This is a genomic window from Ideonella sp. FW305-24 (genome assembly GCF_058788035.1).
Genome location: NZ_JBYTAI010000006.1, coordinates 223,364 through 240,636, shown reverse-complemented (window position 1 = coordinate 240,636; position 17,273 = coordinate 223,364). Strand labels below are relative to the sequence as shown.

Here is a 17,273-nt window from a genome sequence, read left to right as displayed (position 1 = left end):
CCGGTGCTGCCTAAACTGGAATCCCGCAACGCAGCAAAACCGTGCGCTGCCGTTCAGGTGCAAGACATGCCGGTACTCAAGACCTTTCTTGTCGAAGACAGCCCCGTGATCCGCGAGAACCTTGCGGCCGCCCTCGAGGAGATGGTGCCGCTGCAGGTCGTGGGCCATGCCGAAGACGAGCCCGGCGCGCTGCAGTGGCTGCAAAACCCGCCGGCCCCTTGCGACATCATCATCCTGGACCTGTTCCTGCGCCAGGGCTCCGGCCTGAACGTGCTGCGCCGGCTCAGCGATGCGAGGCAAAGGCAGGACGGCGCGCGCAAGCGGCCGGCGCCGCGCTGCGTCGTGCTGACCAACTACGCCACCGACGAAATGCGCCGCCAGTGCCTGCAGCTCGGCGCCAGCCGGGTGTTCGACAAGTCCGGCGAGATAGAAGACCTGATCGACTACTGCCTCGCGCTGGCCGACGAAGCCGGCCCACGCGAAGGCCGGCTCGACGCCTGAGCACCAGGCTCTCAAGAAAACGAAGGGCCGCTCCCGAGTTTTCTTGACCCCCTCGGGGGGCCTGACGCGAAGCGGCAGGTCTGGGGGCGCTCACGACGCCGCGCCGCTGGCCGACACGTCGTGCACGCGCAGCCATTTCTCCAGCCGCACGCCGTCCACCTGGCCGTTGTACATGGCCTTGCTGATCATGCGCTCGTGGTAACCGAGCTCGTTGTAGAAGATCCTGGCGGCGAGGTTTTCGCGCCGCGCTTCAACCCGGATGCGCTCGGCCCCGGCCACCCGGGCCGCAGCCTCCAGCCAGTCCAGCAGCGCCTTGCCCAGGCCCTGCCGCTGGCGTGCCGGTTGCACCGCGAACAGCACCAAGTGCGCATCGTCATCGTGGTACGCCATGATGCCGAAACCCACAGGCGCGCCGCGCGGTCCCGTCACCGCCACGTTGATGTGCGGCGCCAGAATGGCCTGCGCCACGCGCTGCCCGTCCCAGCCCCAGGGCAGGCCATGCTCGATCAGATGGCGTGACATCAGGGCAATGGCCGCGGCATCCGCGGCAACGGCCAGGCGAATGGCATTGGAAGTGATCATCGGCGCCCATCTTCCCCCAGCGGCAGGCGCTTGCCTGGGGCAAGGCAAGAAAACCTTGCCGAGGCTTTGTCCTACAGCCCGTCCCGGGAGGCGACTACACCGCGGGCGGTTTGCGCTGCCTACAGTAGCGTCCATGGTCAGCAGCACTGCAGCAGTCCAGCCAAGCTGCTGACCGACCCCGAACAAGGCACCCGACAAACAGCGTGCAGGCCGAGGTGAATCGGCAGACCACCAGTGTGGCTCTGTCCAGCTTGCCGGTAGACGATGGCTCCGAACAATGGCCATAACCCAGCCATCGTTTACCGGCACCTTCACTAAAGCCTGCACCCTTTTTGTCGTCGCCTTCCGCCGGCCTGTTTCTTGCGGCGCACAGGGGCCCCGTGGCGCGTCTTTGCACGCCTGCCGCCCGCCCCTCTTTTCCGCCCCAAGCCGCGCCATGCCTGCCTTGCCCCGCCCCGCCGTCCAGCCCTCTGCTGCCCTGCGGGGCGCGCCATGAGGCCGGTGGGCCTGGGCGGCTGGTTCACCGCCTACCTGGGCGCGCTGCTGGCCATCGGCCTGCTGGACGCCGCCTGGCTGCTGGGCATTGCCCGGGGCTTCTACCAGCGCGAGATCGGCGAGTTGATGCGCCCGGCGCCCTCGCTGCTGCCCACTGCCCTGTTCTACTTCGGCTACCCCGCCGGCCTGCTCGCGCTGGCCTGGGGCCCGCAGGTCGACAGCGCCTTCACTGCGCTGTGGCGCGGCGCGTTGGTCGGGCTGGTGGCCTACGGCACCTACGACCTCACCAACTGGGCCACCTTGCGCGGCTGGAGCGTGCAGCTGAGCCTGGTGGACGGCGTGTGGGGCATGTGCGTCTCCGCCGCCGGCATGCTGACCGCCTGGTGGGCCGTTCTGCGCTTTGGCAACCACAGCTGAACCACGGCGGGGCGGCCGGTGATGCCGCGTCAACCCTCGCGTTGGTTCGCACGGCGGTGTGGCGCCGTCTCGCACTGACCCGCCGCGGCGCGAGCTTGCGCAAGCCTGGTTTCGCAGGCGGCCTTGCGTGGCGAGCCGAGCCCCTTGGGGCAATTGCCGGTCCTGCCGCTGACACCGATGTCGGTGCTCTCCGACACGCGGAAGAGTCCACAGCCGACCACGCAGAGGACGGGGTTTGTCTATCGTTGCATCAACGCCGGACATCGGCACCTCATCAGGAGCCCCGCATGACCACTGACCACTTTCCCCCCCTCGGCCGAATGACCGCATTGACCGCCATCGTGGCGGCTGCAGTCCTCGGCGCTTGCGACCGCAGCGAAGATTCCCGCACCGCAGGCCAGCGCCTGGATGCGGCCGTCGCCAAGGTCGAGCAGAAGAGCGATGAAGCCCAGGCCAAGATGCGCCAGGACACGGCCGAGTTCAAGGCCGACGCCAAGCAGGCGGGTGCCGAACTGAAGGCCGATGCCAAGCAGGCCGGCGCCGAAGCCAAGGGCGCCGTGGGCGACGCGACCATCACCGCGTCCATCAATGCCGAGCTGGCCAAGGACAAGGAGCTGAGTGCGCTGCGCATCAACGTCGACACGGTCAACGGCCGCGTGGCACTGCACGGCACCGCGCCGACCGACAGCGCCCGCGAACGCGCCACCCGGCTGGCGATGGGCGTGGACGGCGTGCAGAGCGTCGACAACCAGCTGGCCGTCAAGAACGGCTGAGTGTCAGTCTGCCGCTGACCTTCGCATCGCCTCGCATTTCCATCAGCCATCCCAACGCGTCCCGCAGGAGAGCCAACATGTCCACCCCCTTCCCCACCGCCGCAGCCAAGCAGGCCGCCAAGTCTGGCCAACCCGGCCAGGCCGCCGCCGAACATGGCCGGCTGCAGCTCGACGAAGCGGGGCTGAAGGCTGCCAAGCGCGACATCACGGATGGCGCCGTCACGCCAGCCTACGGGCCTTGGCGTGACGACGTGGTCAAGCTGCTGAACGACGCGCTAGCGACCGAGCTGGTCTGCGTGCTGCGCTACCGCCGCCACCACTTCACCGCGGTGGGCGTGGCCTCGCCGGCCATCGCCGACGAATTCCTGGTGCATGCCAACGAAGAGCTGGGCCATGCCGACCGGCTGGCCCGCCGCATCGTCGAGCTGGGTGGTGAGCCGGACCTGAATCCCGCGCATTTGCTGCAGTCCAGCCATGCCGACTATGACGAGTCCAAGGACCTGCAATCGATGATTCGCGCCAACCTGGTGGCCGAGCGTGTGGCGGTGGAAAGCTACCGCCAGATGATCGAGCTGATCGGCCCCAAGGACCCCACCACCCGCCGCCTGCTCGAAGACGTGCTTGCCGATGAAGAAAAGCACGCCGACGAACTCAGCGACTGGCTGGAGCGCTGAAGGCCTCGGCCTGCGCTTCGCTTCCCGCTTATTTTTTCCCGTTCACAACTCACAACCCCACTGGAGATCCCCATGAATGCACGTTTCATCCTTGCCGCTGTCATCTCGGCCACCGCTGTCCTCGCCACCACCGGCTGCGCGGTCACGCGCGAGCAGGAATCGGTGGGTGCCTACATCGACGACTCGGCGCTGACCGCCCGCGTCAAGTCCGCCTTTGCCAGCGACCCTACCGTCAGCGCGATGTCGATCAGCGTTGAAACCATGAAGGGCGTGGTGCAACTGTCCGGCTTCGCCAAGAGCACGGCCGAGCGCTCGCAGGCCGACGCCATCGCGCGCGGCACCGGCGGCGTGAAGGCCGTGCGCAACGACATCGTCGTTCGCCCTTGAGCTTCCGACAGGCCCTGACCGGGCCCGTCGACGACTGAGTTTTTCCTGAGCCCTGACCTTCTGCCCGACCCGGGTCTCCCGGCTCGGGCATTTTTTCGTCTGCTCATGCCTCGTCGAAACGCTCGCGCCACAGCGCCTGCAGGCGCGGGTGCGCGTCCACGCGGGCCATTGCTTGCGCCATGCGTGGGGCGGCTTCGCAGAAGCGTTCGCGCCATGGGCCGAAGCGGGAGACCACCGCGACATAGAGGTCCAGCACGGTGAGCGTGTCGCCCAGCAGGTACTGGCCGGGGGCGAGCTGGCTGTCCATGTGCTGCCAGCAGAAGGCGATGCGCTCATGCACGGCGTTGACGACCTGTTCACGGGCGCTGGCCGGTGCGCCAATGCGCTGCACATCGGGCTTGATCCAGTGCAGCGCGTAGATGGCGGATGAGACGTAGAGCATCCAGCGCAGGAACTGGGGGCGCAGCGGGTCGGCAGGCGTCGGGGCCAGGCCGGCGGCAGGGTGCAGGTCTGCCAGGTAGATCAGGATCGCGGCGCTTTCGGTCATGACCTGGCCGCCGGGCAATACCAGCGTAGGAATCTGCCGCATGGCGTTGACGGGCGCCACGCGCTCGCGCGCTTCGGGCTCGGCCCAGGTGGCACCTTCGATGAGCTGGTAAGGCAGCGTCAGCAAGGTCAGCGCCGCTTCGACGGCGACCGCGCCAGAGGCCTTGGCGCCATAGAGGGTGAAGGTGGGTGCGTCAAGGGCCACGGCGGCTTCCGGCAATGAGACCGGCGCATTCTGCGACCGGGCCTGCCGGCCGTCCACACTGCGCTGCCTAGGTCTTCGCGGCAGCGGCCACCGGCCGGGTGCGCACGCCCAGGCACAACGCGGCCGTCAGCAGCGCCAGGCCGATGTGCAGTGCGTAGACCGCATCGAAGTCGTGCCGCTGCAGCGCGCCGTGGCCCAGCAGCAGCACGGTGATGGCCACGCCGATCACAGCGCCGATCTGGCGCACCGCCTGGTTGACCGCGCTGCCCACCGCGTAGTGCGCCGCCGGCAGCTTGCTGACCGCGGCACCCGACAGCGAAGGCATCACCAGCCCGACGCCGGCCCCGCTGAGGAACAGGCCGGGCAGCCAGTGCGTCAGGTACGCCGGTTCCAGCCCGGGCACCCGCATGAACCACAGCCCGGCCGCCGCATACAGCAACGCACCGCCGACCAGGAAGGGCCGGTGGCCGTAGCGGCCGGCGAGGCGGCCGGTGAGGATGGCCACCGGCATCACCGTCAATGGGCCCGGCACGATGGCCAGGCCGGCGAGCGCCTGGCTGTAGTGCCAGACCTCGCTCATGTAGAAGAAAAACGCGAAGAACATCATCGCAAACGCAATGCCGAAGCTCAGCGTGGCCAGGTTCACCAGGCTGTAGGTGCGGTGGCGGAACAGTCCCAGGTCCACCAGCGGTTCGCGCACATGGCGCGCCCAGATCACAAACGCCACCAGCGCGATCAAGCCGGTGGCGGCCACCGCGCCAAGCTGGCTGCGCGACCAGCTCGGCGCGTCCGCCTGGACGATGGCCAGGGCCAGCGCGCCGACAGCCGTGACCAGCAGCGCCATGCCCACCGCGTCGATCTTGCGGCGGGTGCTGGCGCGCGGCGTTTCAGCCAGCAGCGCAGCACCGCGCCACAGCGAGATCGCGCCAATCGGCAGGTTGATGAAAAACGCCCACGGCCAACCCACGCTCTGCACCACCAGCGAACCCAGGCTGGGCCCGACGGCCGCCGCGAAGCCGCCCACCGCGCCCCACAGGCTCACCGTCAGCGCCCGCCGCTCCTGAGGGAAGGCGGCCAGCACGATGGACAGCGAAGCCGGCGTCAGCAGCGCCGCGCCCACCGCCTGCAGCACCCGCGCTGCGATCAGCCAGCCCACGCTGCCGGCCAGCCCGCAGGCGGCAGAGGCGGCAATGAACAGCGTGACGCCGAACAGGAACACGCGCTTGCGGCCATGTGTGTCGGCCAGCCCTCCTGCCGGGATCAGCATTGCCGCATAGACCACGGTATAGGCATTCAGCACCCACGACATCTCGGCCGCCGTTGCGCCCGGGAAACCGCTGCGCAGCGCGCCGAACGCGGCGTACAGCAGCGTGCTGTCCAGCGAGACCAGGAAGGCCGCGACGCTGGCCACCCAGAACACCGGCCAGGAGGACGCCGCGCGGGCGGTGGGCAGAGGCGCGGTGGCGGTGGCGAGGGTCATGGCGGGCTTCCCGGTGGACGTGTGTTTCAGGCTCAGGCGGCTTGCGGCAGGTAGCTCGGCCGGGCGGCGACCAGGCCCAGCTTGGTGAGCTGGGTACGCTCGTCGGCCAGCACTTCATCGAGGCCGGCTTCCAGGCCGTCGAGTGCGCGGGCGACGATCAGCTCGGGGCTGGTCTTCGGGCCGTCCACCGCACGCACCAGGTCGGTGTCGACGAAGGCCATGTGCAGGCCCAGCACCTGGGTGCGCTGCGCAGCCAGTTCGTGGCGCAGCGCGTTGGTCAGGGACCAGGCGGCGGACTTGCTCGCGGCATAGCCGGCCAGCTCGCCACCGTTGATCCACGAGACGATGGACAGCACGTTCAGCAGTGCGCCGCCGCCCTCCCCGCCACCATTCGCGGCCAGCACCGGCGCGAAGGCCTTGCTCATGCGCAACATGCCGAAGAAGTTGACCTCCAGCATCTGCCGCGCGACCTCCTCACTGTCGGCGGCCAGGAAGCCGCCGAACTGACCGACGCCGGCGTTGTTGACCAGCAGGTTCACGTCGCCGGCGCGGGCCACCGCGGCGGCCACCTGGTCAGGTTTGGTGACATCCAGCTGGATCGCTTCGACGCCCGGCAGCGCCGGCACGCTGGCCGGGTCGCGCGCGGCGGCGTAGACCTTGCGCGCGCCGCGCGCCAGCAAGGCCTTGGTGAAGGCCAGGCCGATGCCGCGATTGGCGCCGGTGACGAGGGCGATGGTGTTGTCGATCTTCATGATGAGGAACTCCTGAGGCAGGGATGAAAATATGACACTCGTCATATTGCTGGGCAAAAAAAGGGGCACGACGGCCGGCGCAGGTTCAGCCGTCGTGCTGAAGCAGCAAGGCCTTTCGGGTGGTGGCCAGCAGGCTGCGGCCCTCGTCGTTGTCGCCCAGCGCGCGGGCCAGCTGCAGCGTGCCCACCAGCGTGGCGGCGATGACGCTGGCGCCGGCTTGCGAGGCGGCGGGCAAGGTGTTGCGTATGCCTGCGATCAGCCGCTGCACGCGCAGCGCCGAAGCTTCGCGCACCGGCGCGGACTGGCGCGGCATGTCGCAGCCCAGCGCCGCCACCGGGCAGCCGGCGTCCAGCGACTTCAGCAGGTTGTCCGCCAGGTAGCTCTCGACCAGCGAGCGAAAGGCGCTGTGGCCCTTCCCTGCATGCCGCTCGGCGGCCTTGCCGAGGTTTTCCACGCTCTCGCGCCCGGCACGTTCCAGTGCGGCCACCAGCAAGGCGTCGCGCGAGTCGAAGTGGGCGTAGAAGCCGCCGTGGGTCAGGCCGGCTTCCTTCATGACCTCGGCCACGCCGACGCCGGCATAGCCGCGCAGGCGGATGGCCCGCGCTGCGGCTGCGACGATGCGATCGTGGCTTTCGGCCTTGCGGCTCTGGGGCGTGCGACTCATGAGGGGATTCAGAAAAATATGACGAGCATCATATTTAACCTGCGAACCCCCGTCAAGCGGGATGGCAGCCGGCGCCGTGAAGGGCCGGCTGCGTGGCTCAGCGCTTGCCGGTGATGCGCTCGGCCACGTTGCGGCAGGCCAGGTCGGCCTCCTGCGCGGCCTTCTCGTCACCGGTGTCGATCAGCGGGATGATCGCGGCCAGCGGGTTCACGAAGGCCAGCAGCACGCTGGGCACGATTTTCTCGAGCAGCGGGCCCTTCTCGATCGAGAAGCCCGGCGAGGCCAGCGTGCCGGTCAGGCGCACGGGGCTGCGCAGGCTGATGGGCGTGCCGTCCTTGGGCGAGACCAGCGCGCGCAGGCCCAGCTGTTCGGTCTTCAGCGACAGCTCGCCGTCCACCCACAGCGTCGAGTCATGCGTGTCGATCACCAGCGGCATGGGCTTGACCACGCCGTTGTTGAAGGCCAGCGAGCCGGCGCCGCAGCGCACCTGCAGCGGCTCGTCACCCGAGATCAGCCGGCCCAGCGACTGCGCAAGGTCCAGCCCCGCGGCTTCGACCAGCAGATGCGAAACGGTGCCGCGGGTCCACAGCACCTGGGCCTGGCCGGTGGCGCTGCCGAGGATCTGTGCGGTCGAGCGGCCGGTCCCGTCCAGCTTGATGCGGCCGGCCAGGCGGCCGCTGGCATAGGGTGCGGCCGGGCCCTTGGTGCCGGCCTTGACCGGCTCGCCGCCCTTGATGGCGCGCAGCACCTTGTCCTTGGTCGTGGGATCCTCGCCTGGCTTGGCGGTGGTGCTGGAACCGGGTGTCGGAACGACCTGCTCGATGGCGATGCCGGTCCAGCGCAGGTCGGTCGACCAGTGCGCGTCGCTGACGGCTTCGGGCCGCGCGGCCTGCATGCCCAGCGGGTCGGACGCGGTGGGCGCGCGCAGGGGGGCGGCCGCCAGCGCCTGCGCGGCCTCGCCCATCACCGCGCTGGCATCGGCGGCGGCTTCGGACGCCGCAGCCTCGCGCGCCGCGGCGAGCGTGGACGGATCGGCCTTGCGGGGCGCGCTGCCGGGCTTGTCGCTCACCGCCAGGCCGATGCGGCCGCGGATCTGGCCGTCGCCCAGCTGTGCCTTGTCGATGTCCAGCTGCAGGTTGCCGTTGTCCAGCGTGAGCTTGGCGTTCAGCGGCGTGATGCTGGTGCTGCCGTCCTTGTTCAGCGGCATGCGCAGGATGTGCAGGTCCACCGAGGCGTCCATCGCCTTCAGCGACGGCAGGTCGAATTCGCGCTGCGGCAGCACCTTGTCGTCGGCCTGGCGGCGCGCGGTGGCGGCATCGTTCGGCGCGCCGACTGCCGGGGCCAGGTCCGAGGGCCACAGCACACCGGCGTTCAGCGCGCCGGTCAGCACATTGCGCTTGCCGCTGGTGTCGAACAGGAAGTCGCCGGACATCTGGCTGCGGCCCACGCGCGCCGCAGCCACGTGGGTGCGGAAACGCGGGCCCTCGCGGACCAGGTCGCCGTGCATCGTGAAGTCCTCGGTGGTCGGCAGCGTCAGCCCCAGCGGCTGGCCCACGGCGGCCAGCGATGGGCCGGAGAGCTGGTACTTGCCGCGCAGGTTGCGCGCGCCCAGCATGTCCGACACGCTGCCGTCGAAGTCCAGCTTGACCTGGCCGGTGGACAGCTTGAAGACGACCGCGACCGGCGGCGCCTGCCCGCCTTCGGTGAGCATGGGCAGCGGCGATTCGGAGCTGAGCCGCGCATGCAGCTCGGCCTTGCGGTAGTGGCCATCGGCCTGGGCCCGCAGCCCGCCGGTGCCGTTTTGCTCGCCGGCCGTCAAGGCGCCGCTGAAGGTCGCGTCGGCCATCAGGAAGGCGTCCTTGTACTGGCCGGAGAAGCTGTCGACCAGCAGTTCGTCCATCACCAGCCGGGAGGGTTTGTTCGGCGTGGCGGCCGGTTCCTTGGCGGCCAGCGGGCCCAGCGCCCAGTTGGCCTCGCCGTCGGCGCGGCGCGCCAGGTTGGCGCTCAGCGTGTGGGCCGTCAGCGAGCGCACGCGCAGCCCCTGTCCGCGGCCGGCGGCAAACAGGTCGCGGTAGCGCAGCTGCAGCTTCAGGTCCTGCACGTCCAGCATCGCCGGGCTGCCGGTCCAGTCGGCATCGGCCACGCGCATGTGGTCCACGTCCAGCTTCACGCCGCCCAGCAGGTGCAGGCTGGACTTGCCTTCCAGCGTGACAGGGCGCTGCAGCGCATTTTCGACGCGGCCGCGCAGCGGCTCGATCAGGAAGGGCCAGCCGGCCCATTCGCAAATGGCCACGCCGGCCACCAGGGCCAGCAGCACGCCGCCGGCCACCAGCGGGCCACGACGGCGGGGGCGCCCGGCCTTGTCAGGCGCAGCGGCTGGCGACGGGCCGGCGCTGGCCGACAAGGGGTGCAACAGGGATGGCATGTCTTGCACTGTGGCCGCGTCGGCCTCCCGGCTGTTTCAGACCAGCGCTTCAAGCCCTGTAGGACGATGGCCCGTGTGGCCGGGCCAATCGCAAGCGTTCAGGCGCGCAGCCGGTGCTTGTGCTGCACCGGCTGCGGCCCGGCGGCGACGGGCGAAGCGGCGCGCCGCAAGCCTTGCCGTTGCTGTGCATGGATCCAGGTGAATTCGGCGCCGAGCAGGAAGATCTGCGCCGAGTAATAGACCCAGATCAACACCACCACAAACGAGCCGGCCGCGCCGAAGCCCGAGGCCACGCTGCTGGTGCCGATGTACCAGCCGATCAAGCCCTTGCCGATGGTGAACAGCAGCGCGGTGAACAGCGCGCCGGTGCCAACGTCGGCCCAGCGCACCTTGGCACTCGGCAGGATCTTGTAGATCAGCGCGAAGACCACCGCCATCAGCCCGACCGACAGCAGCTGGTTCACCGCCTCGACCAGCAGCGCCCATTCGCCGAACCAGCGCGACCACCAGCGCATCGTGGCCGCGATGCCGGCCGAAAGCACCAGCGACACTGCCAGCAGGAAGCCCAGGCAGAGGATCAGCCCCAGGCCAAGCAGGCGCGCGCGCACCAGCGACCATGGGCCCGAGCTGGGTGGCGTGGGCACGCACCAGATCTGGTCCAGCGAGCGCTGCAGTTCGGCCAGCACGCTGGTGGCGCCGATCAGGGTCAGCACAATGCCCAACGCCGTGGCGCCCAGGCTTTCGTGGGGTTGGTTGACGCTTTCCAGCAGCGCCTGGATCGCGGCCGCGCCGGTGGGGCCCATCAGCCCGCGCAGCTGCTCGAAGATCTCGCCGCGCGCGGCGTCGGGCCCGAAGACCAGGCCGGCCACGCCAATCACGATCAACAGCAGTGGCGCGGCGGAAAACAGCGTGTAGTACGCCAGTTCCGCGCCACGGCTGCTGCCGTCATCGTCGATGAAGGCCTGCAGCGTGCCCTTGAGCAGGTGCCACACGCCGCCGTCACCCGGCGGTGCCGGGCAAGGGCGGGAGGGCGGGGGCGGCGGGCTCATCGGTGAGCCTGCGTCGCTCAGCGCGGGGCCGGGGCCGGAGCGGGCGGCGGCAGCTGCCCGGGGGCACGCACCACCAGCTCGCGCATCACGCCGCCCTGCTGCACGCTGCCGGTCGTCGCGCCCTCGCCTTCGATGCGGCGCAGGCAGGCTTCGCGCTGGTCATTGGGCAGTGGCGCGCAGCGCGCCACTGCGTTGGTGTGCAGCTGCTCGGGGCTGGGGCTGGTCAGCTGGCCGCGGCGCGCTGCGTCCTGCGCGGCGCCGGCTTCGCGCAGGCAGGCTGCGCGGTCGGTGTCGGGCTTGGTCGCGCAGGCCTGGCGCTCGGCCTGGTAGCTCGACACCGTGGGCGTGGCCGCATGGCCGGCGGCGGCCAGCGCCAGGCTGGCAACGGCCAGCAGCGCGGCACGTGCGCCACGGTGCATGGGCTGCGGGGTGGAGGATGGGGCAATCAAACGGGTCATGGCAGTCTCCTGGGCCGGCTGGCAAGCAGGGCGGCCTTCTGTTGATGAACAAGAAAATCGGCGCGGGCGGCGCGGCTCTGTGCTCAGAGCGCGGCCGCTGGCGTGCCTTGGGCGGGACTGGAAGGGCCGCGCGGTGCATTGGCCTGGGCCTGGGCGCTCTGGGTCGGCACCGGCAGCGCGGGTGTCACCACCGCACCGCCTTCGTCCTCCCAGCGCGCCACGTCCTGCTTTTGCGCGGCCTTGTGGGCCAGGTGCTTGCGTTCGTCGGCGCGCTGCACCGCGCGCTCGACCACCCGGCGGACAAACTCGGTGGTCAGCGCAGTCAACACGATCAGGGACAGTTTCTTCAGCATGGTGTTCACTCCTGGCGGGCAAAGAATGCGGGTTGGACGGGGGGCGCTCACGGCTCAGTCACGCCGCAGGATCACGGCGTGGCGCTTGAGCGGATCGGGTGAGGGCGGGGTCAGGCCGGCTGCCGCGGCCAGCAGGCGGGCGTATTGGCCCAGGCGGGTGCCGTCCTGGGCCCACAGTTCGGCGCGCTGCGGCCGCACGCACAGCAGGCGCAGCGCGGGGTCGGCCGGGCCGCCGTGGAAATAGGCCTGGTCCATCGGCGCCCACATGTCGCGCGCCAGCGCCTCGTCGCGCAGCACCACGCCGCCGCCTTCGACGCTCACGTAGCGCTGGGCGCCGGGGTCGGCATAGGTCAGCAGCAGGCGATGCTCACCCGGCAGTGCGCGCACCAGCTCGCTGGCGGCGGGGGCGAAGAACCACAACCTGTCCTCGTCGTCCAGGCGCTGGGTGAGCATCGGGCGCGGCACCACGCGGGCACCGGGGATCGAGACCATCGCGAAGCGGATGTCGAAGGCCATGTCCAGCGCCTGTCGCAGCGCCTGCGTGCTGCGGTCGGGATCGGGCGCGTTGGAATGGGAGGTCATGCAAGCTTCCTGGCGGGCCGCTCAAAGGCGGCATGTCGGGGCGGCGTGCAGGACGATCAGATGACGATGGAAGATGCGCGCCGATGAGCCCTGATGGTGGGCCGTGAGCGGGTTCGCGGGGGTCGGTGTGGGCCGCGAGCCCCTGTGGGATCAGGCCGACGCAGCCGGCAAAATAAGACTCTTCCTACAAGTCCAGTCAGACCCCACCTCTACACTCGGTCCTTTACTGCGTGCTCGTCGCCGACGACAGCGTCGGGCGCATCCGCTGATGCCCAAACTCAAGATCTTTGTCGTCGAGGACAGCCCCATCATTCGCGGCAACCTGGTTGCCGCGCTGGAGGAAATGGCGCCGGTGACGGTCGTGGGTGCGGCGGAAGATGCGCAATCGGCCACGCAGTGGCTGGTGCGGGAGGTGCACGATTGCGATCTGGTGATCGTCGACATCTTCCTGAAAAAGGGCTCAGGGATGGATGTGCTGCGGGCGCTGAAGGAAGACGAGCACCTGGCGGCGCGCGTGGTGCTGACGAATTTCGCCACGCCCAGCGTGCGCAGCCAATGCGCCTCGCTGGGCGCAGACCGGGTGTTCGACAAGTCCAGCGAGATCGAACTGCTGATCGACTACTGCATCGAACTCGCCGGCCAGGGTGCCGGGGGCGATCCAACCGGCGGCCAGAGCGCCGCGGGCTTGCAATGAGGTTGTCGCGGGCGGCGACCTTATTGAATGAGGCCGTTTTTCAGTGCGTAGTAGGTCAGCTCGCTGTTGGTCGACAGCGAAAGCTTTTCCATGACCCGCGCGCGGTAGGTGCTGACGGTCTTGACGCTGAGGAACATGCTGTCGGCAATGTGGCTCACCGTCTCGCCTTTGGCCAGACGCAGGAAGACCTGCAGCTCGCGCTCGCTGAGCGCTTCGTGCGGCAGCCGGTCGAGGTTGCCGGTGATGTTGTCGGCCAGCATCTCGGCCACGCTGGGCGTGATGTAGCGCCGGCCACGCGAGACGGTGCGGATCGCGGTGGCGATCTCCTCCGGGTCGCATTCCTTGTTCAGGTAGCCGCTGGCGCCCTGGCGCAGCAGCGTGGTGGCGTAGTGGGCTTCGGGGAAGCCGCTGAGGATCAGCACCGGCAGCTCGGGGCGGCGGGCCTTGATGGCGACCAGCGCATCGACGCCGCTCTGGTCGGGCATCGAGATGTCCATCAGCAGCACGTCGACCTCGTCGCCGCGGGCGATCTCCAGCGCTTCCTTGCCGTTGACCGCCTCGGCCGTCACGCGGAAGTCCACTTGCTCGGTGAGGAACTGGCGCAGCCCCGCCCGAACAATGGCGTGATCGTCAACGATGCCAATGCGAATCATGTTTTTCTCCGGCGGGCCAAGATACCCAGCTTGCAGTGTAAGGGGTTGCGATGCGCAGCGTGACAAGGGGATTGACCAGCATCCCGTTCGCCAGCTTGATCGGCCCGCTCGCGGTGGCCCTGGCGCTGCTGGTGCTGCTGGTCAACGAGATGGGCGTGCACAGCGTGGCCTCGTACAACGCCGAGCGCGAGAAGGCGCTGGAGACGCGCAATGTGGTGGGCCGGCTGCGCCGCCTGCTGCTGGTCGTCGAGTCCTCGCAGCGCGGCTACCTGCTGACCGGCCGCACCGCCTACCGCCAGCCGTATGACAGCACGCTGGACGACCTGAACGGCGCCATCACCGACGTGCGCACGCTGGCCGACAAGCGCCCGGCGCAGCGCGACACGCTGCTGAAGGTGGCCGACGTGGCCGCGCGCAAGGTCTCAGAGACGCAGGAAGTCGTGCGGCTGTTCGACACCGGCGACCGCAGCAATGCGATGGCCTTGTTCATGACCGACATCGGCCGCGACTACATGGAGCAGGTCACGCGCCAGGCCGACGAGATCAACCTCACCGAGGCCCAGGCCTTCGACGCCGCCGGCCGCCAGCGCGACCGCATGCAGGTCTGGGCCAGGCTGGGCCTGGCGGCGATGGTGGCGCTGTGCCTGGCCGCGGTGTTCGCGATGCAGCGGCTCTCGCGCGACCGCGAGCGCGAGCGGGTGCAGCACCTGCTCGCGCTGCAGGCCGAGCGCGACAAGCTGGAAACCGAGGTCGACCGCCGCACCCACGAGCTGGTGGACCTGGCCAAGCACCTGCAAAGCGTGCGCGAGGACGAGCGCCACCGCCTGGCCCGCGAGCTGCACGACGAACTCGGCGGGCTGCTGACGGCCGCCAAGCTGGACGTGGCCCGCATGCGCAAGCGCCTGGTCGAGGCCAAGCCCGAGGTCAACGAGCGCATCGTGCACCTGGCCAAGACGCTGGACGAAGGCATTGCGCTGAAGCGCCGCATCATCGAGGACCTGCACCCTTCGTCGCTGAACAACCTCGGGCTGCAGCGCACGCTGGAGATCCTGTGCGTGGAGTTCGCCCAGCGCAGCGAGATCGCGGTGCACACCGAGATCGACGATGTGCAGATGGAATCCGACCGCGCGCTGGCCATCTACCGGCTGGTGCAGGAGGCGCTGACCAACATCGCCAAGTACGCCTCGGCGCACAACGTGCACGTCACGCTGCGCCGTGAGGGCGAACGGGTGCGGGTGCAGGTGAAGGATGACGGGCTGGGCTTCGACCCGGCCCACATCCGCCAGGGCGCCCACGGCCTGGCCGGCATGCGGTTCCGGGTGCGCTCGTGCCAGGGCGACCTGACACTGCATTCCAGCCCCGGCGAGGGCACCACGGTGCAGGCGACGATGCCGGTGTGAACCGGTGCCGCGGCCGCGCTGGCCGTGCTCAGCGGTGTGGCGCCGCCTGGTCGTCGAGGTAGCGGGTCAGCGCCTGCATGACACGCGCATGCTGCAGCGCCAGCGTGGCCTGCAAGGCCGCCCAGCGGGTCGCCTCGCCGGCATTCAGCGCCTGCTCCAGCGCCCGTGCGGTCTGCGACAGGCCTTCGGCGCCGATGGTGCCGGCGGTCGAGACCAGGTCATGGGCCAGGGCGGCGGCCTCGCGCCAGGCTTCCCGCGCCAGTGCCGCCGCCAACTGCGCCGGCTGTTCGGCATGCACGCTGACGAAGCGCTGCACCACCTTGCGGTACAGGTCGCGCTGGCTCAGGCAGCGCTGCAGGCCGAGTGCAAAAGACACGGCCTCTTCGGTGTTGTCGCCGTCCGCAGGCAGGGTTGCGCCGCTGGCGCGCGGGCTGGCTGCGGCCTGGCCGAGCAGGGCCGGCGGCGGGCGCGCGGCGGGCGCACTCGCCACGACCGGCCGTGGCGCCAGCCAGCGCACCAGCACCTGGAACAGCTGCGCCGGGTCGAAGGGCTTGGTCACGTAGTCGTTCATGCCCACGGCCAGGCTCTTGTGGCGGTCCGAAGGCAGGGCGTGCGCGGTCATCGCGATGATGGGCAGCGCCTGGTGCCGGGCCTCGCGGCGGATCAGCGCGGTGGCCTGGTAGCCATCCATCACCGGCATCTGCACGTCCATCAGCACCAGGTCGAAATGATGGTCGCGCAGGCAGGCCAGCGCCTCCTTGCCGTCGCGCGCGAGCTGCACCTCCATGCCGGCGTATTCCCGCAGCAGGTCGCCCGCGACGATCTGGTTGGACTCGTTGTCCTCGACCAGCAGCACCCGCTTGCCGCGCAGCATCGCCGGCACCGCCGCCGGGTCGGCCGACTGGCTGGCCGCGGTGGCCTCGCGCTGCTGCACCAGCACGCTGGCATGCTCGGCCGTGCCCACCTGCAGCCGCGCATCGAAACTGAATTCGCTGCCTTCGCCGGGCTTGCTCTGCACGCCGATCTTGCCGCCCATCAGCGCCACCAGCTGCTTGCAGATCGCCAGCCCGAGGCCGGTCCCGCCGTGCTGGCGCGTGCTCGATGGGTCCAGCTGGTCGAAGGGCTGGAACAGCCGCTCGGCCTGCGCCGGCTGGATGCCGACCCCCGTATCGTGCACCGCGAAGACCAGCGTGCAGTTCGGCACTTCGCCGCTGCTGTCCTGCTGCGTGCAGCGCACGGCAACCCGGACCTCGCCGCGGGCGGTGAACTTGACCGCGTTGGCGCAGAGGTTGACCAGCACCTGCTCCAGCCGCAGCGCATCGCCCACCAGCACCGGTGGCAGGTCTTCGGGCACGTCCATCTTCAGCGTCAGGCCCTTGTCCTGCGCGCTGGCACCGATGGCGGCCTGCAGCTTGTCCAGCACCTGCACCAGCAGGAAGGGCCGGTGCTCCAGCACCAGCTTGCCGGCCTCGATCTTCGAGAAGTCCAGGATGTCGTTGATGATCAGCAGCAGCGTGTCGGCCGCGGCCCGGGCCCGGTTCAGGTAGCCGCGCTGGCGCGAGTCCAGCCGGCTGCGCAGCGCCAGGTTGATCAGGCCCTGCATTGCATTCATCGGCGTGCGGATCTCGTGGCTCATGTTGGCCAGGAACTCGCTCTTGGCGCGCGATGCCACCTGGGCCTGCTCACGTGCCTCGGCCAGCGCCTTCTGGGCTTCCTGCCATTGCGCCTGGCGCTGCTGCAGCTGTTGGGTCAGCTCGGCCAGGCGGGCCTCGCTGGCGCGGGCCTGGGCCATGGCCTGCTCGGCCACGCTGCGTTGCTGCGAGAGTTGCCAGCTCAGCTGGCGCTGGGCGCGCAGCAGCCGGCTGCCCAGTGTGGCAATGCCCAGTACCGTCACCGGCATCCAGCAGGCGGCGGCCAGCAGCCCGGGTGGCGAGCCGGCCAACCCGAAGACCATGGCCAGCTGCACCAGGGCCCAGAGCCCGAACCCGGCCGCGACGTAGGCCGCCTCGCGCATTTGCGAGCGGCGCGCCAGGGACAGGAACAGCAGTGCCAGCGTCGCCTGAAAGAAGACGCCCGCGACTGCCAGAAATTCGCTGGGATTCATGGTGGCCACGGCCTGCTGCTTGTCCAGGAGCTGGGGTTGAATTCAGACTAGCACCAAGCTTCGCGCGGCGCCATGCGGG

19 protein-coding genes are annotated in these 17,273 nt (G+C 69.7%); 7 read left to right on the top strand and 12 right to left on the bottom strand.

Annotated elements, in window-relative coordinates; all coding sequences use genetic code 11:
* Positions 1–66: 66 nt before the first annotated feature.
* Positions 67–501 carry a response regulator gene (locus tag AC3WR5_RS18245; RefSeq protein ID WP_141288755.1) on the top strand — a complete coding sequence of 145 codons (435 nt, stop codon included), beginning with the start codon at positions 67–69 and terminating at the stop codon, positions 499–501.
* Positions 502–591: 90 nt separating this feature from the next.
* Here the strand turns inward: AC3WR5_RS18245 and AC3WR5_RS18240 are convergent, their stop codons facing one another.
* Entirely contained in the window at positions 592–1,083 is a 492-nt protein-coding gene (locus tag AC3WR5_RS18240; protein WP_141288757.1) for a GNAT family N-acetyltransferase, read from the bottom strand.
* 492 nt (positions 1,084–1,575) lie between these two features.
* Between AC3WR5_RS18240 and AC3WR5_RS18235 the strand changes: the two genes are divergently transcribed.
* The 4 genes from AC3WR5_RS18235 (at position 1,576) to AC3WR5_RS18220 (ending at position 3,829) form a co-directional block, all read left to right on the top strand.
* Entirely contained in the window at positions 1,576–1,995 is a 420-nt protein-coding gene (locus AC3WR5_RS18235; RefSeq protein WP_492486098.1) for a DUF2177 family protein, read from the top strand.
* 287 nt (positions 1,996–2,282) lie between these two features.
* Positions 2,283–2,768, top strand: a complete 486-nt coding sequence (locus AC3WR5_RS18230) for a BON domain-containing protein (RefSeq protein WP_141288761.1) — start codon at positions 2,283–2,285, stop codon at positions 2,766–2,768.
* 77 nt (positions 2,769–2,845) lie between these two features.
* Positions 2,846–3,442, top strand: a complete 597-nt coding sequence (locus AC3WR5_RS18225; protein ID WP_141288763.1) for a ferritin-like domain-containing protein — start codon at positions 2,846–2,848, stop codon at positions 3,440–3,442.
* Positions 3,443–3,514: 72 nt separating this feature from the next.
* Positions 3,515–3,829 (top strand): BON domain-containing protein, encoded by a 315-nt coding sequence (locus tag AC3WR5_RS18220; protein WP_141288764.1) that lies wholly within the window; start codon positions 3,515–3,517, stop codon positions 3,827–3,829.
* A 103-nt stretch (positions 3,830–3,932) separates the two neighbouring features.
* Here the strand turns inward: AC3WR5_RS18220 and AC3WR5_RS18215 are convergent, their stop codons facing one another.
* The 9 genes from AC3WR5_RS18215 to AC3WR5_RS18175 all read right to left on the bottom strand — a co-directional run bounded on the left by AC3WR5_RS18215 (position 3,933) and on the right by AC3WR5_RS18175 (position 12,343).
* On the bottom strand, positions 3,933–4,580 hold the full coding sequence (locus tag AC3WR5_RS18215) for a glutathione S-transferase family protein (protein WP_492486095.1): 648 nt from the start codon (positions 4,578–4,580) through the stop codon (positions 3,933–3,935).
* A 67-nt stretch (positions 4,581–4,647) separates the two neighbouring features.
* Positions 4,648–6,060 (bottom strand): DHA2 family efflux MFS transporter permease subunit, encoded by a 1,413-nt coding sequence (locus AC3WR5_RS18210; protein ID WP_492486093.1) that lies wholly within the window; start codon positions 6,058–6,060, stop codon positions 4,648–4,650.
* Positions 6,061–6,092: 32 nt separating this feature from the next.
* Positions 6,093–6,812: an SDR family oxidoreductase gene (locus AC3WR5_RS18205; protein WP_492486091.1), complete on the bottom strand. Its 720-nt coding sequence runs from the start codon at positions 6,810–6,812 to the stop codon at positions 6,093–6,095.
* Between the two features lie 85 nt (positions 6,813–6,897).
* Positions 6,898–7,476 carry a TetR/AcrR family transcriptional regulator gene (locus AC3WR5_RS18200; protein ID WP_492486089.1) on the bottom strand — a complete coding sequence of 193 codons (579 nt, stop codon included), beginning with the start codon at positions 7,474–7,476 and terminating at the stop codon, positions 6,898–6,900.
* A 97-nt stretch (positions 7,477–7,573) separates the two neighbouring features.
* Positions 7,574–9,901, bottom strand: coding sequence for a hypothetical protein (locus AC3WR5_RS18195; RefSeq protein ID WP_492486087.1), 2,328 nt, complete (start codon positions 9,899–9,901; stop codon positions 7,574–7,576).
* A gap of 98 nt (positions 9,902–9,999) precedes the next feature.
* Positions 10,000–10,950, bottom strand: a complete 951-nt coding sequence (locus tag AC3WR5_RS18190; RefSeq protein WP_492486085.1) for a YihY/virulence factor BrkB family protein — start codon at positions 10,948–10,950, stop codon at positions 10,000–10,002.
* A gap of 17 nt (positions 10,951–10,967) precedes the next feature.
* Positions 10,968–11,408: a hypothetical protein gene (locus AC3WR5_RS18185; protein ID WP_492486084.1), complete on the bottom strand. Its 441-nt coding sequence runs from the start codon at positions 11,406–11,408 to the stop codon at positions 10,968–10,970.
* Positions 11,409–11,491: 83 nt separating this feature from the next.
* Positions 11,492–11,761, bottom strand: coding sequence for a hypothetical protein (locus AC3WR5_RS18180; protein ID WP_231010557.1), 270 nt, complete (start codon positions 11,759–11,761; stop codon positions 11,492–11,494).
* Positions 11,762–11,815: 54 nt separating this feature from the next.
* Positions 11,816–12,343 (bottom strand): pyridoxamine 5'-phosphate oxidase family protein, encoded by a 528-nt coding sequence (locus AC3WR5_RS18175; RefSeq protein ID WP_492486082.1) that lies wholly within the window; start codon positions 12,341–12,343, stop codon positions 11,816–11,818.
* A gap of 268 nt (positions 12,344–12,611) precedes the next feature.
* Here AC3WR5_RS18175 and AC3WR5_RS18170 point away from each other — a divergent pair, with 268 nt between their 5' ends.
* The gene (locus AC3WR5_RS18170) at positions 12,612–13,037 is read left to right on the top strand and encodes a response regulator (RefSeq protein ID WP_492486081.1); all 426 of its coding nucleotides are present in this window, start codon (positions 12,612–12,614) and stop codon (positions 13,035–13,037) included.
* A 20-nt stretch (positions 13,038–13,057) separates the two neighbouring features.
* On the opposite strand, the gene AC3WR5_RS18165 is transcribed toward AC3WR5_RS18170, so the two are convergent.
* Positions 13,058–13,690, bottom strand: coding sequence for a response regulator (locus tag AC3WR5_RS18165; RefSeq protein WP_141291274.1), 633 nt, complete (start codon positions 13,688–13,690; stop codon positions 13,058–13,060).
* Between the two features lie 50 nt (positions 13,691–13,740).
* On the opposite strand from AC3WR5_RS18165, the gene AC3WR5_RS18160 reads away from it, so the two are divergent.
* Entirely contained in the window at positions 13,741–15,090 is a 1,350-nt protein-coding gene (locus AC3WR5_RS18160; protein WP_231010559.1) for a CHASE3 domain-containing protein, read from the top strand.
* A 28-nt stretch (positions 15,091–15,118) separates the two neighbouring features.
* Here AC3WR5_RS18160 and AC3WR5_RS18155 read toward each other — a convergent pair whose 3' ends face one another.
* Positions 15,119–17,194, bottom strand: coding sequence for a hybrid sensor histidine kinase/response regulator (locus AC3WR5_RS18155; protein WP_492486302.1), 2,076 nt, complete (start codon positions 17,192–17,194; stop codon positions 15,119–15,121).
* Positions 17,195–17,273 lie beyond the last annotated feature (79 nt).